The organism is Streptomyces spinosus, assembly GCF_020400655.1.
GTDB lineage: Bacteria > Actinomycetota > Actinomycetes > Streptomycetales > Streptomycetaceae > Streptomyces > Streptomyces argyrophylli.
Window position 1 is genome coordinate 240,039 of the sequence record NZ_JAINRC010000007.1, and the last position, 15,503, is coordinate 255,541.

Annotated in this window: 16 protein-coding genes; 11 read left to right on the forward strand and 5 right to left on the reverse strand. The window is 73.2% G+C overall.

Annotated elements, in window-relative coordinates; genetic code table 11:
* Positions 1–50 precede the first annotated feature (50 nt).
* Entirely contained in the window at positions 51–1,610 is a 1,560-nt protein-coding gene (locus LG395_RS15635; RefSeq protein WP_225810148.1) for an alpha/beta hydrolase, read from the reverse strand.
* The gene (locus tag LG395_RS15640; protein ID WP_225810149.1) at positions 1,607–2,749 is read right to left on the reverse strand and encodes a serine hydrolase domain-containing protein; all 1,143 of its coding nucleotides are present in this window, start codon (positions 2,747–2,749) and stop codon (positions 1,607–1,609) included. The genes LG395_RS15635 and LG395_RS15640 overlap by 4 nt, the downstream gene beginning before the upstream one ends.
* Before the next feature lie 373 nt (positions 2,750–3,122).
* Here LG395_RS15640 and uppS point away from each other — a divergent pair, with 373 nt between their 5' ends.
* Both uppS and LG395_RS15650 read left to right on the forward strand, forming a co-directional pair.
* Positions 3,123–3,869, forward strand: coding sequence for a polyprenyl diphosphate synthase (gene uppS, locus LG395_RS15645; RefSeq protein WP_225810150.1), 747 nt, complete (start codon positions 3,123–3,125; stop codon positions 3,867–3,869).
* Complete coding sequence (locus tag LG395_RS15650) at positions 3,866–5,338, forward strand: oxygenase MpaB family protein (RefSeq protein WP_171150325.1); 1,473 nt, start codon at positions 3,866–3,868, stop codon at positions 5,336–5,338. Before uppS ends, LG395_RS15650 begins: the two co-directional genes overlap by 4 nt.
* A gap of 27 nt (positions 5,339–5,365) precedes the next feature.
* Here LG395_RS15650 and LG395_RS15655 read toward each other — a convergent pair whose 3' ends face one another.
* A complete protein-coding gene (locus tag LG395_RS15655) occupies positions 5,366–6,238 on the reverse strand; it encodes an SGNH/GDSL hydrolase family protein (RefSeq protein WP_225810151.1) in 873 nt (290 codons plus the stop codon).
* A gap of 349 nt (positions 6,239–6,587) precedes the next feature.
* Between LG395_RS15655 and LG395_RS15660 the strand changes: the two genes are divergently transcribed.
* The 9 genes from LG395_RS15660 to LG395_RS15700 all read left to right on the forward strand — a co-directional run bounded on the left by LG395_RS15660 (position 6,588) and on the right by LG395_RS15700 (position 14,202).
* Positions 6,588–6,743: a DUF6131 family protein gene (locus LG395_RS15660; RefSeq protein WP_014676832.1), complete on the forward strand. Its 156-nt coding sequence runs from the start codon at positions 6,588–6,590 to the stop codon at positions 6,741–6,743.
* Between the two features lie 466 nt (positions 6,744–7,209).
* Positions 7,210–7,983: a polysaccharide deacetylase family protein gene (locus LG395_RS15665; protein WP_225810152.1), complete on the forward strand. Its 774-nt coding sequence runs from the start codon at positions 7,210–7,212 to the stop codon at positions 7,981–7,983.
* A gap of 157 nt (positions 7,984–8,140) precedes the next feature.
* Positions 8,141–9,439 carry an extracellular solute-binding protein gene (locus tag LG395_RS15670; RefSeq protein WP_225810153.1) on the forward strand — a complete coding sequence of 433 codons (1,299 nt, stop codon included), beginning with the start codon at positions 8,141–8,143 and terminating at the stop codon, positions 9,437–9,439.
* Positions 9,440–9,486: 47 nt separating this feature from the next.
* Positions 9,487–10,428 (forward strand): carbohydrate ABC transporter permease, encoded by a 942-nt coding sequence (locus LG395_RS15675; RefSeq protein ID WP_225810154.1) that lies wholly within the window; start codon positions 9,487–9,489, stop codon positions 10,426–10,428.
* The gene (locus LG395_RS15680; protein WP_225810155.1) at positions 10,425–11,273 is read left to right on the forward strand and encodes a carbohydrate ABC transporter permease; all 849 of its coding nucleotides are present in this window, start codon (positions 10,425–10,427) and stop codon (positions 11,271–11,273) included. Before LG395_RS15675 ends, LG395_RS15680 begins: the two co-directional genes overlap by 4 nt.
* Before the next feature lie 149 nt (positions 11,274–11,422).
* A complete protein-coding gene (locus tag LG395_RS15685) occupies positions 11,423–11,701 on the forward strand; it encodes a hypothetical protein (protein WP_225810236.1) in 279 nt (92 codons plus the stop codon).
* Positions 11,702–11,828: 127 nt separating this feature from the next.
* A complete protein-coding gene (locus LG395_RS15690) occupies positions 11,829–12,323 on the forward strand; it encodes a hypothetical protein (protein ID WP_225810241.1) in 495 nt (164 codons plus the stop codon).
* Positions 12,320–13,606, forward strand: a complete 1,287-nt coding sequence (locus tag LG395_RS15695) for a PP2C family protein-serine/threonine phosphatase (RefSeq protein ID WP_225810237.1) — start codon at positions 12,320–12,322, stop codon at positions 13,604–13,606. The genes LG395_RS15690 and LG395_RS15695 overlap by 4 nt, the downstream gene beginning before the upstream one ends.
* Positions 13,603–14,202 carry a 2'-5' RNA ligase family protein gene (locus tag LG395_RS15700; RefSeq protein ID WP_171150333.1) on the forward strand — a complete coding sequence of 200 codons (600 nt, stop codon included), beginning with the start codon at positions 13,603–13,605 and terminating at the stop codon, positions 14,200–14,202. The genes LG395_RS15695 and LG395_RS15700 overlap by 4 nt, the downstream gene beginning before the upstream one ends.
* A gap of 53 nt (positions 14,203–14,255) precedes the next feature.
* On the opposite strand, the gene LG395_RS15705 is transcribed toward LG395_RS15700, so the two are convergent.
* Both LG395_RS15705 and LG395_RS15710 read right to left on the reverse strand, forming a co-directional pair.
* Entirely contained in the window at positions 14,256–15,146 is an 891-nt protein-coding gene (locus tag LG395_RS15705; protein WP_171150334.1) for an SDR family oxidoreductase, read from the reverse strand.
* A gap of 78 nt (positions 15,147–15,224) precedes the next feature.
* Positions 15,225–15,407 carry a hypothetical protein gene (locus LG395_RS15710; protein WP_171150335.1) on the reverse strand — a complete coding sequence of 61 codons (183 nt, stop codon included), beginning with the start codon at positions 15,405–15,407 and terminating at the stop codon, positions 15,225–15,227.
* Positions 15,408–15,503 lie beyond the last annotated feature (96 nt).

Consider the following 15,503-nt stretch of genomic DNA (forward strand, 5'->3'; position numbering starts at 1 on the left):
GCCGCGCCGGCCCGCCCCCGCCCGGGGCGCGGGCCGGCGGACCCCGGTGGTCAGCCGGCGGGGCAGGTGAGGTCGCCGGGCGGGAGGTGGCCGGTCGCGAGGTAGGAGTTGACCGCGCCGTCCACGCACCGGCTGCCGTAGACGCCGTAGACCGCGTGCTGGTCCGCTCCGCGCAGGGTCACCAGGCGGGAGCTGGGCCAGGCGCGGCGCACCGCCTCGGCCATGGGGTAGACGGTGCGCGGGTCGCCCGTGGCGTTGACGAGCAGGGCCGGCAGGTCGTCGCGGACCGTCGTCGGGCGTTCGCGCGGCGGGTCCCAGAACGCGCACGCGTTGATGTCGTACGTGACGGGCGCGAACAGCGTGTCCCGGCTCCCGGCGCGCCGCAGATCGCGCCAGTACGTCTCCGGGTCACGCGGCGCGGCCACGTCCCCGCAGAGGATGGCGGTCTGCGCGCTGCCGTAGGAGGACTCGTGCCCGGTCAGCACGAACTCCAGCGCCGAGGCCAGCCACGGCGAGGGGGCGACCCGCCGGCCCTCGGCGGCCTGTCGCAGCTCCCGCACGCCCCGGGCGAAGTCGCCGTACGCCGTGGGGTTGTCCTGCGAGAGACCGTTGAAGACCAGGACGGGCAGGACATGGTCGTCCACCCGGTACCCGCCGACACGCAGGGGTGTGCGGGCGGCGGCCGAGCGGACCGCCTCCACAGTGGCCAGGACGGCGCTCCCGGTGCGCCCCAGCCCGTAGGCCGCGTGGTGGGCGGCCGTCCAGTCGGCCCAGTCGCGCAGGGCGTGCCGGTTGGCCTCCTCCGTGCCCCGCAGCAGCCGCGGACCGTAGCGGGCGGGGTCGGCCACGCCGTCCAGGACGACCCGACCGGTGCGCCGGGGGAACATCGTCGCGTAGACCTGGCCGAGGTAGGTGCCGTAGGAGTAGCCCAGGTAGGAGATCCTGCGCTCGCCCAGCGCCGCCCGGACCACGTCCATGTCCCGCGCGGTGTTGCGGGTGGTGGCGTACGGCAGGAGGTCACCTGCGTGGGTGCGGCAGCGGCGGGCGAGGTCTTCGGAGAAGGCGACCACGCGGTCGAAGCCGGCACGTGCGGTGCCGGCGCCGCGGATCATGCTGCCGGTGGGCCAGTGGCAGTCCAGGGTGGTGCTGCGGCCCACGAAGCGGGGGTCCACGCCGACCACGTCGTAGCGTTCGGCGACGTCCTTCATGGCCGTACGCACCCACGGCGGATCGCCGAGCGTCTGCCCGCCGGGGCCGCCGCTGTTGAGCAGCAGCGCGCCCACGCGGTGGGCGGTGTCGGTGCCCCGGATCCGGGATATCGCGACGGTGATCGTACGGCCGTCGGGGCGGGCGTAGTCCAACGGCACGGTGACGTCGGCACACCGGGCGCCGGCCTGTTCGAGCTCCTTGCCGGTGGTGTCGTCGGGGCCGAGCCGGCAGCTCTTCCAGTGCAGGTGCTGGTGGTGGTAGCGGGCGAGAGGGTCGGCGGCCGGGCGGGCCGGGGCGGCCGACGCGGGCGCGGTGCCCAGGGCCAGAGCGCCCGCGAGCGCGAGGGCGACGGCCGCCGGGGCCCGGGAGAGGAACCGGCGCGGGAAGGTGGCGTGGGTCATGCGAGGGTCCTTTCGGCGGACGGGTCCTCGCACAGGGCCTTGTCGACGACGTCGAGGAAGTCCAGTTCGGCCTGGAGCGAGGCGGGCACCTCGTTCAGGGCCACGGCGACGGCGCGGCCGTCCGGGCCGGTGGCGACCAGTGCCCGGTGGCCGCCGGGCACGGTCCCGGCATGCCCCCACCAGGTGCCGCCGCAGGACAGCGGTGAGGAGATCAGACCGAGCCCGTAGCGGGCGCCGGGCCAGAGCCGGTCGGGGTCGGCGGCCACCGTGCGCCGCATCTCGGCGCGCTGCGGTGCGGGCAGCAGCCGGCCGGTGAGCAGCGCGCGGGCGAACCGGGTCAGGTCGGCCGGCGTGGACACCAGGGCGCCGCCGACCCCGCCGAAGGTCGTGTTCCAGGCGGTGCCGTCCACCCGGCGGCCGTCGTCGGCGGTGAAGTAGCTGTGCGAGTGCGGGCCCCGGACGCGGGTTTCGTCGCCGGGCCAGTACGTGTCACGCAGCCCCAGGGGCGCGATGATCCGGCGGCCGATCTCCGTCTCCGGGCTGTGGCCGGTCACCTCGCGCACGATCAGTCCCGCGACGAGGTAGTTGGTGGTCGCGTAGTGCCAGGGCTGGTCGGGGCGCGGCAGCCGCAGGGCGCGCGCGACGAGCCGGCGCGGCTCGAAGTGGCGGTACCGCAGTCGTTCGATGTGCTGCCACTCGGGTGCGTCGAGGTAGTCGGGCAGTCCGCTGGTGTGCTGGAGGAGCCGGCGCATCGTGATCCGGCGGCCGTCGTACGCGCCGCGGATCAGGCCCGGCAGATAGCGCTCGACCGGGGCGTCCAGGGACAGCCGCCGCTCGGCGGCGAGTTGCAGGACGACCGTCGCGGTGAACGTCTTGGTGACGCTGCCGACGCGCAGCCGGTCGGTGGTGTTCATGGGGCGTCCGGTGCCCAGCTCGGCCACGCCGTCGGCCGCCGTCCAGCGCGGGCAGGGGCCGTCCGGGCCGGCGCCGGTGACGAGGACGGCGGCGCCGGGGATCCCGTCGTGCGCCACGAGGCGGTGCACGGCCCGGCTCAGCGCCGGGTGCGGGCCGCAGGCACCGGGCGGCCGGCGGGGCGGCTGCGCGGCGGCGGCCGGGACGGCCGCCGGGCCGGCGGTCATCAGGCAGGCCGCGGCCAGGGCCGCGAGGCCGGTACGCCGGCGCCACCCGGAACCGGGTGGACGGGACGCGGCACAGCGGGATGAGAAGGGGTGGCGGGGCACGGAACTCGGTGGACGGGACGCGGAACCCGGTAAGGAGATCGCCATGTCCCCTGACGCTAGGCACCGCCGGGCCCGCGCTCACTCCGGCGGGCAGGCGATTGCGGGCGGGGGACAGCACCAGCGCGCGCCCGGGGGCGGACCCCCGCACGCGCCGCACACCCCTCGGACATCCGTGCCAAGGGTGAACGGCGGGCGATGCGCCGTATCCGGGACCCGGGACTGACACTCTGGACGGGACGAGGGGGTCCGCTCATCGCTGCGGGGGGCAGGCGTGACGGTTGAGGGCAGCGGCCCGGCCCGGCGGACGCCGCGGCACGTGGCCTGCGTGATGGACGGCAACGGCCGCTGGGCGGCGCGGCGTTCACTGCCGCGTACGTCGGGACACCGCGCGGCGGAGACGACGGTGATCGACGTCATCGAGGCGGCTCGGACGGCCGGCGTCGAGTGGCTGAGCCTGTACGCGTTCTCCACCGAGAACTGGCAGCGCCCGAGCACCGAGGTCGACTTCCTGATGCGGCTGGTCCGCCGCGTGGTGCGCAAACACGCCGCGCTGCTGCACGCGCGCGGGATCCGGTGCCGGTTCCTCGGGGTGGCGGATCCCCGTATCCCCCCGGCGCTGGCCCGGGACTTCGCCGATCTGATGACGCTGACCGGTGAGAACCGGGGCATGACGCTCACCGTCGCCTTCGACCACGGCGGGCGCCGGGACATCGTGGCGGCGGCACGGTCCCTGATCCGCAGCGGGGTGCCGGCCGACGCCGTGGACGAGCGGAGCTTCGCCGCTCATCTGCCCTTCCCCGACACCCCCGACGTGGACCTCGTCATCCGGACCTCCGGGGAGCAGCGCATCTCCAACTTCATGCTCTGGCAGGTCGCCTACGCGGAATGGATGTTCCCGCCGGTGCTCTGGCCCGACTTCCGCGCGCCGCACTTCGTGGAGTGCCTGCGCGCCTACCAGCAGCGCGACCGCCGCTTCGGCGGTGTGGCGCCCGACACGAACGGAGAACGACGACCGTGACGGACACGGGCAGCGACGAGCCCAGGAACACCGGCACCGAGACCGCCGCCGGCGGGCTCTTCGGCGAGGGCGGCCGGTTCCACGCCTTCTTCAACGATCCGCGCTGGGCGCTGGCCATCATCCGGGGGACCGTGCTGGAGGCGGCGCACCCGCAGATCGGTGGGGCCCTGATCGACAACTCCACGTTCGTGACGCACCCGTGGCGACGGCTGCGCAACACGGTCGTGAGCCTGCAACGGATGTTCGGGCCCGACGACGAGGTACGGCGCAGGGAGGCGGCCCGGCTCAACCGGCTGCACGCCCGGCTGAGCGGCACCGACGCGCACGACCGGCCGTACGACGCCATGGACCCCGAGGTGCGGGCCTGGGTGGTGGCGACGCTCTTCGAGAGCAGCGTCACGATGTGCCGCCTGAGCGGCCAGCCCCTGGAACAGTGGGTGATCGAGCAGCTGTACGCCGAGTTCCGTGCGTACCTCGCCCTGCTGGACGGTGACGCCCGACATCTCCCGCCCACCGTCCAGGAGTTCTGGACGTACTACGACCGGGTGGTCGAGGAGCGGCTGGAGAACACGGAGGCGATGCGCGTCATCCTCTACCGGCTCTTCGACCACCTGCCCGCGCCGCCGCTGCTGCACGGTCTGCCCACGCTGTGGGCGGCCGGCCGCGCGCTCGCCGGTCCGCTCATCGGTGTGATCACCGTGGCGTCCCTGCCGGAGCCCTTCCGGCGGAGGGCCGGGCTTCCCGAACTGCCCGGCGCCCAGACCCTGATGCAGAGCGCCTACCTGGCCGTCGGCCTCGCGCGGTTCCTGCCCGAAGGCCTGCTGCGGGCCGACGCCGTCGTCGACCTGCTCTCCGTCTCCCTCGACAGCGACGACCCGCGGGCCCGCACCATCGGCGCGCTGCGCGACCGGATGAAGCGGGCCGGGGCCCTGGTCCGGCTGGTCTCGCCCCTGCCGTCCCAGGAGCCGGACCCCGACGCGGGAAGCACGGCCCGGCGCAGCGCGGAGGAGTTCTTCGCGGCGGTGCTGGACCAGACCGGAGACGGCTACCTGGACTGGCCCGACCTCGCCGCCATGGCCCGGGAACTCGCCGGCCGCCTCGACCTGGACGAGCCGGAGGAGACCCGGCTCTACGACGCCTTCGCCGGCTGGTGGCGGGAGCTCCAGGCGGCTCTCGACACCGACGGCGACGGCCGCGTCAGCGCCCGGGAGTACGCGGCGGCCGTGCCCTCGCTCGCCGGTCCCGCCCTGATCAGGGTCGCCGAGGTCCTCTTCGACGTCACCGACGCGGACGGCGACCAGCGCGTCGACGCGGACGAGTACCGGGCGCTGTTCCGCACCGCGTTCCGGCGGGACATGACCGGCGCGGACGGCACGTACGCGCGGGGCGCCTTCGTGCGGGACTTCCTGGCCTTCATGTCGGGCCGGGAGCGCTCCACGCCGTACGACCCGCTGCTCGCCGACGCCTGACCCGGGGCCCCGGTACGGCGGCGCAGGTCAGCCGAGGCCGAGGGTGCTCAGGGTGTGTTCGGCCATGCGCCGCTCGCCGAGGGCGTTGGGGTGGACGGGGACGACGTTCTGCCCGAACAGCAGCGGCTCGATCCAGCGGGTGCCGACGGCCTGGCAGGCGTCGTGCCCGGCCGAGACCTCGGAGAAGTCCACGTAGGTGGCGCCCGTCTCCTCGGCGGCGCGCCGGACCACGGCGTTGAGGTGCGCCTGGAGGGCGTGCAGGTAGGGCACGTCGCCGGTGGCGACGGGCAGCCTGACGAAGCAGGACGGGTCGGCGGTGGCGGGCGTGATCCACGGGTAGCCCAGCACCGCCACCCGGGCACGGGGGGCCTTGGCCCGGACGCTGCGCAGGGCGGACTTGAGCGCGGGATAGGTGCGGGCGTCGATCTCGTCGTCGAAGGACGTGCCGTACCGGTCCGCGCAGGGACTGCCCTTGCCGCCGCTGAGGACGCCGGCGGTGCCGCAGGCGGTGACGGCGTTGATGAAGGTGCCGTTGTCGTTGCCGCCGATGGTGAGGGTCACCAGGTCGGTGTCGGCGCTGACCGCGTCGGCCTGGGGTGCGACGCCGGGGTACTGGGCCTCGGTGAAGTCCTTGGTCTGGGCGGCGCCACAGGTCACGTCCGTCAGCCGGGCCGCGGTCCGGGCGGCGATGACGTGGGGGTAGTTGGCCGTGGAGCGCAGACAGAGCGGGCTGGTGAGGTCGACGGGGAGGACACCGGAGGCGGCGCTGTAACTGTCGCCGAGGGCCGCGTAGTCCAGGGGCGCGGTGGCCCGGGCGGGGGCCGTGCCGAGGCCGAGGACCAGTGCGCCGACGGCCGCGCAGGCAGCGGTGAGGACTCGGCGCGGGGTGGGTAGGGACATGCGGTGCTCTCCCCTCTCGGGACAGGACACAGGGCGGACGGGCATGGCGGTGCCGTGGGGATGGCGGTGCCTTGGACATGGTGGTGCCGTGGGCGTGGCGGGGCGTGGCGGCGCGGAGGGCTGGGGTGCGAGACGACGCGGACGGCGTACGGGAGGCGACCGCGAGACGCGGGCTGTGGGGGGTGACGGCGGGGTTACCGTGGGGTACTACCGCTAGGTAATGTGAGGCCGCCGCGTCGCCGAGTCAACACGGTCGACAGAACTTCTTGAAAGTCGGAGCGTACTGATAGGGCGGGCGTTTTCGGGGCACTCGAAGGGCAGGAGCCCCGTCATCGGCTGGAGGCACGCCATGATCGCCCTCGGCATCATCCTGCTCATCATCGGCTTCATCACCGGCATCTCGATCCTGTGGACCATCGGCGTCATCCTGCTGGTGGTGGGAGCCATCCTGTGGATCATGGGGTCCATGGGTCACGCGGTCGCCGGCCGCCGTCACTACTGGTGAGGGCCGCTCCGAACGAGCGGCCACAATGATCCCGCCCGGCGGGCGCGTCCAGCGCCCGCCGGGCGGCGTACGCGGGCGCCGGCGTCCGAGGTGGGCCGGGTCCGCGAGACCTGACACCGCTCCCGGAGGTAACGGCCCGTCAGCACCGGGGCCCGCGGACACCGCCCGGGGCGCCCGGCGTACGCGTCCGTCGCCGCCCGTCGGTGTCAGCGCCCGGACAGCGCCCCGTCGCTGATCCCGGCTCAGCGGCCTGCCGACCGTGACGGGGAGCGCGGGGAGGGCCGGCGGCGAAGGCCGCCGGGGAACTGTCGCGGGCGCGCCTCGGAACTGTCCGTGATCCGTAACAGGGGGATCCCGCGCCCGGTCCCGGCCGTCCTGCCAGATGCACCGGTTGCGCTGCGCGGAGCTTCGGCTCGGCAACGCACCGGCACGGCACAGGCATCGGCACGGCAGGGGGCGGACGGACATGGCGCGGCATGGTGGACGGGGATGGTACGGCCGGGTGATCGCGGCGGCGATGGGGGTCACGGCGGTGGCCGCCGCCACTTCGGTGTGGACGGCGCAGGCCGGCCAGACCGGCGGCGGGGCCGCCGCACCGCGTGCCTCGGCCCGGGCCGCCGCGCCCGAGGGGCGGCCGGTGTCCGTCACGATCGCCCACGCCTCCGACCGGGGCGCGCACGCGGTGAACATCACCATCGACGACGGCCCGGACCCGGTCTGGACCCCGCAGGTGCTCCGAGTGCTGCGTGACAACGGCGTGAAGGCGACGTTCTGCATGGTCGGCACCCAGGCCGAGGCGCATCCGGAGCTGGTCCGGCAGGTGGTGGCCGCCGGGCACCGGCTGTGCGACCACACGGTGTCGCACGACACCACCATGGACACCAAGTCCCCGGCCTACCAGGCGCGGCAGATCGTGGACGCCGAGCGGCAGATCACCAAGGCGTCGGGCGGGGTGCGGCCGATGTACTACCGGGCCCCCGGCGGCGCGTTCACCCCGTACAGCCGGAAGCTGGCGGCCTCGCACGGGATGCGGCCGCTGGGCTGGAACGTCGACTCCAAGGACTTCGAGCGGCCGGGCAGCGACGCGATCATCGCGACCGTCGAGCGGGAACTGCCGGGCGGGCCCACGATCCTCTTCCACGACGCGGGCGGCGACCGCTCCCAGACGGTGACGGCCCTGCGCGCCCTGCTGCCCCGGCTGAAGCAGCAGGGGTACGCGTTCGGCTTCCCTGTGCGCTGATCCGGCCTGTTCGGACGCCCTCGCACCCGGTGCGTCCCGGGGCACGGAGTGAGAGCGCCCTCTTGTGGCGTGTTCATGCAGTCCCTAGCCTCCGATGTGTTGTGCACAGCGAAATCGTCGTTGCGCATGTTGCAACGACTCATCGGAGGAGCACCGCATGAAGCTGTCCGTCCGTCTTGCTGGGCTCACCGCGCTGGCCACCGCCCTCGTCGCCGCCTGCGCGCCCCAGACCTCCGGCACCTCCGCCTCCGACAAGGACGACAAGACCGGCACCGTGCGCGTCTGGCTCTTCCAGGAGGTCGACAACCAGCCCAAGCGGCGCGTCGTCGACGCGGTGATCGCCGGCTTCGAGAAGGCACACCGGGGCACCGACGTCACCGTCGAGTACATCCCCGTCGAGACGCGTGCCCAGCGCGTCAAGGCCGCCTTCAACGACCCCGAGTCCGCGCCCGACGTGATCGAGTACGGCAACACCGACACCGCCGGCTACGTACGGGACGGCGGACTCGCGGACGTCACCCGGGAGTTCGACGCCTGGAGCGAGGCGGAGGACACCGATCCGACCGCCCGGCAGTCGGTCACCGTGGACGGCAAGGTCTACGGGGCGCCGTTCTTCGTCGGTGTCCGGGCGCTGTACTACCGCACCGACGTCCTGCGCGAACTAGGCCTGCGCGCACCGAGGTCGCAGGCCGAGCTGATCTCCACCGCGAGAAGGATCCGCGCCGCGAAACCCGGCCTGTACGGTCTGGCCGTCGGCGGCGCCTACACCTACGGCGCGATGCCGTTCATCTGGGCCCACGGCGGTGATCTGGCCAGGGAGCAGGGTGGCGCGTACACCTCCGCCATCGACAGCCCGGCCGCCCGGAAGGGCATCGAGGCGTACACCTCCCTCTTCGGCGACGACAACTGTCCCGCCGCCAAGTGCGCGGGCATGGGCGGCAACGACACCGTGACGGCGTTCGCCTCCGGGAAGGCGGCCATGGCGATCGGCGGCGACTTCAGCCACGCCGCCGTGGAGGCCGGCAAGGTCAAGGGGAAGTACGCGGTGGTGCCGCTGCCGGGGGTGGAGCCCGGCTCGATCGCGCCGGCGTTCGCGGGCGGCAACAACATCGGCGTCCTGAAGAGCACGTCACACCGCACGCTCGCCGTGGACCTGATGGAACGGCTCGCCTCGAAGGAGACGCAAGGGGAGCTCTTCGACGCGATGGGCTTCCTGCCGACCTTCACGGACGTACGGCGGCGGGCCGCGGCCGAGAAGCCGTACGTGAAGCCGTTCGTCCAGACCCTCGCGGCCGGCACCAGGTTCGTGCCCGCCTCCCCCGCGTGGGCCCAGATCGACTCCTCGCTGGTGTTGCCGACCATGTTCCAGGAGATCGTCAGCGGCAAGAAGGACGTCGCGGCGGCTTCCGCCGACGCGGCGGAGAAGATGGACGACGCGTTCGGAGCCGCCAGGTGAGCCGGCTGACGGCGCCTTCCGGGCCGGGACGCGTGGAGCCCCGGTGGGTGCGGGCGGTTCGCGGCGCGTCGCGCCCACGCGGCGGCAGCCGCGCCACGAACCCGGCCCCGCGCCGCCCGGGTGGATGGACGCCCTGGCTCTACGTGGCACCCGCCCTGCTCGTCCTGGGCGGCCTGCTGGTCTACCCCGTCTACCAGCTCGGCCTGATCTCGTTCATGGAGTACACCCAGGCCCAGGTCAGCGGCGGGGAACCCACCCGCTTCCGGGGCCTGGCCAACTACACCGAACTCTTCGCCGACGACCAGTTCCGGCAGGTACTGCTGGCGACGGTCGGCTTCGCCGCGGCCTGTGTGCTCTGCACACTGGCGGTGGGCTGCGCGCTCGCCGTCCTGCTCACCCGGGTCCGCGCGGTCCCGCGGCTCGCCCTTCTGCTGGCCGCGCTGGGTGCGTGGGCCACACCGACCATCACCGGCTCGACGGTCTGGCTCTTCCTCTTCGACCCCGACTTCGGCCCGGTCGACCGTCTGCTGGGCATCGGCGACTTCTCCTGGACCTACGGCCGTTACAGCGCCTTCCTCCTGGTCCTGCTCGAAGTGGTCTGGTGCTCCTTCCCGTTCGTGATGGTCACCGTCTACGCCGGCATCCGCGCGGTGCCGGCCGAGATCCTGGAGGCCGCCGCCCTGGACGGCGCCTCCTCGTGGCGGATCTGGCGCTCGGTGCTGGCGCCGGCCCTCCGGCCGATCCTGGTCATCGTCACCGTCCAGTCGGTGATCTGGGACTTCAAGGTCTTCACCCAGATCTACGTGATGACGGGCGGCGGTGGCATCGCCGGGCAGAACCTGGTCCTGAACGTCTACGCCTACCAGAAGGCCTTCGCCTCCTCGCAGTACGGCCTCGGGTCCGCGATCGGCGTCGTGACGCTGCTGATCCTGCTCGCGATCACGCTCGGGTACCTGCGGCTGCTGCGCCGCCAAGGGGAGGAACTGTGAGCGTCGTACGCGGTCGGGCGGTACGGCGGCCCTGGCGGCTCGCCGCCGAGGCGACCGCGCTGCTGGTCGCCGCGGTCGTCGCCTTCCCCCTCTACTGGATGCTGCTCGGCGCGCTCAAGCCGGCCGGTGAGATCGAGTCCACCGAGCCGAGACCCTGGACGGCTTCGCCTTCGCTGGACTCCTTCCGGCGCGTGTTCGAACAGCAGGAATTCGGCCGGTACTTCGTCAACAGCCTCGTCGTCGCGGTGAGTGTCGTGATCGCCTCCGCGCTGATCGCCTTCCTCGCCGCGACCGCCGTGACGCGGTTCCGGTTCCGCTTCCGGACCACCCTGCTCGTCATGTTCCTGGTGGCGCAGATGGTGCCGGTGGAGGCGCTCACCATCCCCTTGTTCTTCCTCATGCGGGACCTCGGCCAGCTGAACACACTGGGGTCGCTGATCCTGCCGCACATCGCCTTCTCCCTGCCGTTCGCGATCTGGATGCTGCGCGGCTTCGTCAAGGCCGTGCCGGAGTCCCTGGAGGAGGCCGCGTACCTGGACGGAGCGAGCCGCGCGCGGTTCCTGTGGCGCATCCTCCTCCCGCTGGTCCTGCCGGGCCTCGTGGCCACGAGCGTGTTCTCCTTCATCTCCGCCTGGAACGACTTCCTGTTCGCCAAGTCGTTCATCATCAGCGACACCTCGCAGTCGACCCTGCCGATGGCCCTGCTGGTCTTCTACAAGCCTGACGAGCCGGACTGGGGCGGGGTCATGGCGGCGTCCACGGTGATGACCGTCCCCGTCCTGGTGTTCTTCGTCCTCGTGCAACGACGCCTGGTCTCCGGGCTGGGCGGGGCGGTGAAGGACTGAGCCGCTGCGCGCCCTTCCGTGCCGGCATGTTGAAAGAGCAATCAAGAAAACCCATAAAGCACCACCAAACGGACATGTCTCTCGGCAAATCGGGCAATCGGGTGAGTGTCGGAGCGACCGCAACCATCCGCACGGACCTGGAGCACGCCATGATCATCAAGAAGATGCACGAGATGGGCATCCGCAGCGAGCACGCCTACATGGCCGGCATGGCCTCCATCGGCCTCACGCTCGCCGCGTGGATGGGCTCGCTGAAGATGGAACCGGGAAAGGGCCTCGACCGCGCCGACCGCTGGGGCATCTTCGTCGGCGAATGGGCACCCACCTTCTTCGGCCTGGGCCTCGCCCTGTCCCACTACGAACAGCAGGACGGCACCCTCACGGCGAGCAACGTGCACGAGCTCCGCGAACGGCAGAAGGCCGTCTGAACGCGCCGGCGACGGCGCCGCCACAGCGGACCGGCGCCGTCCCCGCCCCCGCGCCCTCGCCCGAGGGCGGGGGCGCGGCGCAGGCGGGCGGGCCGCGTCCAACGCGCTGACGTGCGAGGATGGGGGCATGGGCATCCCCCGCAGGAACGACGTCCGGGTCATCGGGCAGGGGCGCGGCCGGACCACGATCCTCGCGCACGGCGTCGGCTGTGACCGGGACCTCTGGCGCCTCCTGACCCCCGGCCCGGCACGGCACTCCCGCGTGACGCTGTCCGACCACGTCGTTTCCGGCCGCTCCGGCCCGGCCGCCCGGCAGGAGGAGCACCACACGGCCCCGGACGTCTACGCCCGGGACGTGGTCGACGTGGGCGGGCAACCGGACCCGCAGGACGCCGTGTTCGCGGGCCACCCGGTCGGCGCCATGGCCGGCGTCCCGGCGGCCGCGGCGGTACCGGACCGCCCCGGCTCCCCGGTCGTGGTGTGCCCCTCCCCCTCCCGCATCGACGAGGAGGACCACCGCGACCGCCTGTTCACGTCGGCCGCCACGGGCCACCGCCGGCAACCGAGCGTCCCCCGGGCCACCGCCCGGGCGACCACCGCCCGCGTGGAAGAGCCGGGCTGATGTCCGGCTCCGGCCCGGCTCCTCCACCCCCCGGGGAGGCGCGGCCACCGATCGGTACGGACGTCACCGCCCTGCTGGAGGACAGCACGGAGGAGTTGTACGAGTCCGCCCCGTGCGGTTACCTCTCGACCCTGATGGACGGCACCGTCGTCAAGGTCAACGACACGCTGCTGGGCTGGCTCGGGCTCTCCCGGGAGGAGGTCGTCCACCGCCGGCGGTTCGCCGACCTGCTGACCGTGGGCGGCAAGCTGTACCACGAGACCCACTACGCCCCGCTGCTGCGCATGCAGGGTCACGTGGGGGGCATCGCGCTGGAGATGAAGGCCGCGGACGGGTCCCGGCTTCCGGTGCTGATCACCTCGGCCGTGAAGCGGGGCGCCGACGGCCGTCCCCTGCTGATCCGCACCACCGTCTTCGACGCCACCGACCGCCGCGCCTACGAGACCGAGCTGCTGCGCGCGCGCCGCGCGGCCGAGGAGGCCCGCCGCCAGGCGGAGGCCGACCGCGAGCAGCTGCGCGAGGCCCTGGCCGTACTGCAGCGCAGCCTGCTCCCGGCCCGCCTCCCCGCGGTGCCAGGCGTGCAGACCGCGGCCTACTACCACACGGCCTCACCGGTACAGCTGGGCGGCGACTTCTACGACCTGTTCCCCCTCGGCGACGATCGTTTCGCGTTCTTCCTCGGGGACATCTGCGGAAAGGGCCCGCGGGCCGCGGCGGCGACCTCCCTCGTCCGCTACACGCTGCGCACCGCCGCCTTGCACGGGCTCGCCCCCGAAGCCGTCCTGTCCGCCCTCAACTCGGCACTGCTCGAACGCTACGGCGGCGGGGAGCCCCGGTACTGCACCGCCGTCTTCGGCACCCTGGAGGCGAAGGGGCAGAGCGTCCGCGTCCTGCTGGCCTCCGGGGGCCACCCGCCCGCGCTGCTGCTGCGGGCGGACGGCCGGGCCGAGTACCTGCCGACGCCGGGCGGGCTGCTGGTCGGGGCCTTCCCCGACGCCTCCTTCACGACGGTCCGCACCGCCCTCCACCACGGCGACACGCTGTTGCTGTACACCGACGGCCTCACCGAGGCGCACACGGGAGACAGGAGCCGCCTGTACGGCTACGAGGCGCTGCGGTCGTTCGCCACCGAGCTCGCCCCCGCGGAGCCGCGCACCGTGATCGACGCCCTCGTCCGCCTGCTCGTCAGCTTCGGCGGGGGGCTCGAAGACGACACGGCCCTCCTCGCCCTGGGACGCCCGCCTCACTCTCGCACCGCGCTGTCCAGGACGGTGGCCGGGTGAACGGGTACGCGGCGTCCGGCGGGGCCGAGCCGGCGGACGTGCTCAGGGTGGCGCCGACGCCGCGGACCGCGGTGGCGTGGCTGCCGCCGCCGGAGCTGTGGCCGGCGATCCAGGAGATCCGCCGGGAGCACGATCCGCAGGTGCGCCGGTGGCCGCCGCACGTGAACCTGCTGTTCGGCTTCGTACCGGAGGAGGAGTTCGGGCGGGCGGTACCGCTGCTCTCCGCGGGCGCGGCACGGACCGCACCGTTCCGGGCGCGGCTGGCCGGGGTGCACTCCTTCCGGCACCGGCACTACGCCACGGTGTGGCTCGACCCGGCCGCGGTCGACCCGGCGCCCTGGGCCCGTCTGCACCGGGAGCTGAGGCTGCGGTTCCCGCTGTGCGGGGGACGCGGTGAGCGGTTCACCCCGCACCTGTCCCTCGGCCGTACCCGGGACCCGCATCGTCTGGCCGTCGAGTGCGATGTGCGGCTCGGCACGCTGTCGGCGGCGGTCGAGGAAGTGGTCCTCCTCTCCCGCCGCGGCGACGGCCCCATGCGGCCCCGGGCCGTGATCCGCCTGGGCACGGGCGAGGTCCGCCGGACACGGGAGTACTGACGCCAGGAGGACCGGCGGCGGGGACGGGCCCCGCCGCCACCCCCGTCCGCGGGTCAGGGCAGCGGGGTGCCGCCGGTCGCGTTGAGGATCTCGGCGGTGATGAAGCCGGCCTGCGGCGAGGCGAGGTACACGTAGGCGGGGGCCAGTTCGGCGGGCTGGGCCGGGCGGCCGAGCGGGCTCTGCTTGCCGAACTCCGACGTGTCGGGCATGGTCGACGGGATGAGCGGGGTCCAGACGGGGCCCGGTGCGACGGCGTTGACGCGGATGCCGCGTTCGGCGACCATCTGGGCCAGGCCCTGGGTGAAGGTGACGATGGCACCCTTGGTCATCGCGTAGTCCAGCAGGTGCGGACTGGGCTTGTACGCCTGGACCGACGTGGAGTTGATGACGCAGCCGCCGGCCGGGATGTGCGGCAGGGCGAACTTGGTCAGCCAGAACATCCCGTAGAGGTTCGTCCGCATCACCCGGTCGAACTGCTCCGTGCTGATCGCCTCGATGCCCTCGGGCTGGGACATCTGGTAGGCGGCGTTGTTCACGAGGACGTCGATATGGCCGAACTCGGAGACCGCCCGGTCGATCAGCGACCGGCAGTTGGCCTCGTCGCGGATGTCGCAGGAGACGGCGACCGCCTTGCGTCCGGCGTCCTCCACCAGCCGTGACGTCTCGCGGGCGTCCTCCTCCTCGTCGGCGAGATACGTGAAGAGCACGTCGGCTCCCTCGCGGGCGAAGGCGATCGCCACCGCCCGCCCGATGCCGGAGTCCCCGCCCGTGATCACGGCCTTGCGGCCGTCGAGACGGCCCGAGCCGCGGTAGGACTCCTCGCCGTGGTCGGGCGGCGGGTCCATCGGGCCGGTCCAGCCTGGATGCGGCTGGTCCTGGGAGGGGAAGTCGGGGCGGGCGTGTTGTGTGACCGGGTTCGGACGATCACCCTGCTGATCCGTCACAGTGGCCTCCTGTGTCTCGGGGACAGGACAGACCAGCGGGTTCCCCCTTCGGGGCGGGCGAAAAGCGGTCCGCGCCGGTCAGGCCGTGGGCGCGGCCGGGCCGCCGGCGCGCATCCGGTCCCTGCGGGCGAGGTTGTACATCCGCAGGAGGTGTTTCGCCACGGCGCAGTGCGCGGCATCGGCGTGGCACTGGCGGCAGGTCCGCATGTGCTGCTCGTAGGTGAGGCGCGCGTCGTCCAACGCGTCGTTGACAGAAGACATGGACTTCTCCGGGCAGGGCGCGTCACGGGACGGCCCCGAGTTGACTGACTGGTACACCCGGAACTAGGTGATCATGTTACTGCCGGTACTGGGAAA

Bases quoted from the DNA above. Each gene is read 5' to 3' on its own strand.
- LG395_RS15690 (WP_225810241.1), top strand. From the start codon at position 11,829: ATGGGCATCCCCCGCAGGAACGACGTCCGGGTCATCGGGCAGGGGCGC.
- LG395_RS15710 (WP_171150335.1), bottom strand. From the start codon at position 15,407: ATGTCTTCTGTCAACGACGCGTTGGACGACGCGCGCCTCACCTACGAG.
- LG395_RS15660 (WP_014676832.1), top strand. From the start codon at position 6,588: ATGATCGCCCTCGGCATCATCCTGCTCATCATCGGCTTCATCACCGGC.
- LG395_RS15665 (WP_225810152.1), top strand. From the start codon at position 7,210: ATGGCGCGGCATGGTGGACGGGGATGGTACGGCCGGGTGATCGCGGCG.
- LG395_RS15655 (WP_225810151.1), bottom strand. From the start codon at position 6,238: ATGTCCCTACCCACCCCGCGCCGAGTCCTCACCGCTGCCTGCGCGGCC.
- LG395_RS15685 (WP_225810236.1), top strand. From the start codon at position 11,423: ATGATCATCAAGAAGATGCACGAGATGGGCATCCGCAGCGAGCACGCC.
- LG395_RS15635 (WP_225810148.1), bottom strand. From the start codon at position 1,610: ATGACCCACGCCACCTTCCCGCGCCGGTTCCTCTCCCGGGCCCCGGCG.
- LG395_RS15670 (WP_225810153.1), top strand. From the start codon at position 8,141: ATGAAGCTGTCCGTCCGTCTTGCTGGGCTCACCGCGCTGGCCACCGCC.
- LG395_RS15640 (WP_225810149.1), bottom strand. From the start codon at position 2,749: ATGACCGCCGGCCCGGCGGCCGTCCCGGCCGCCGCCGCGCAGCCGCCC.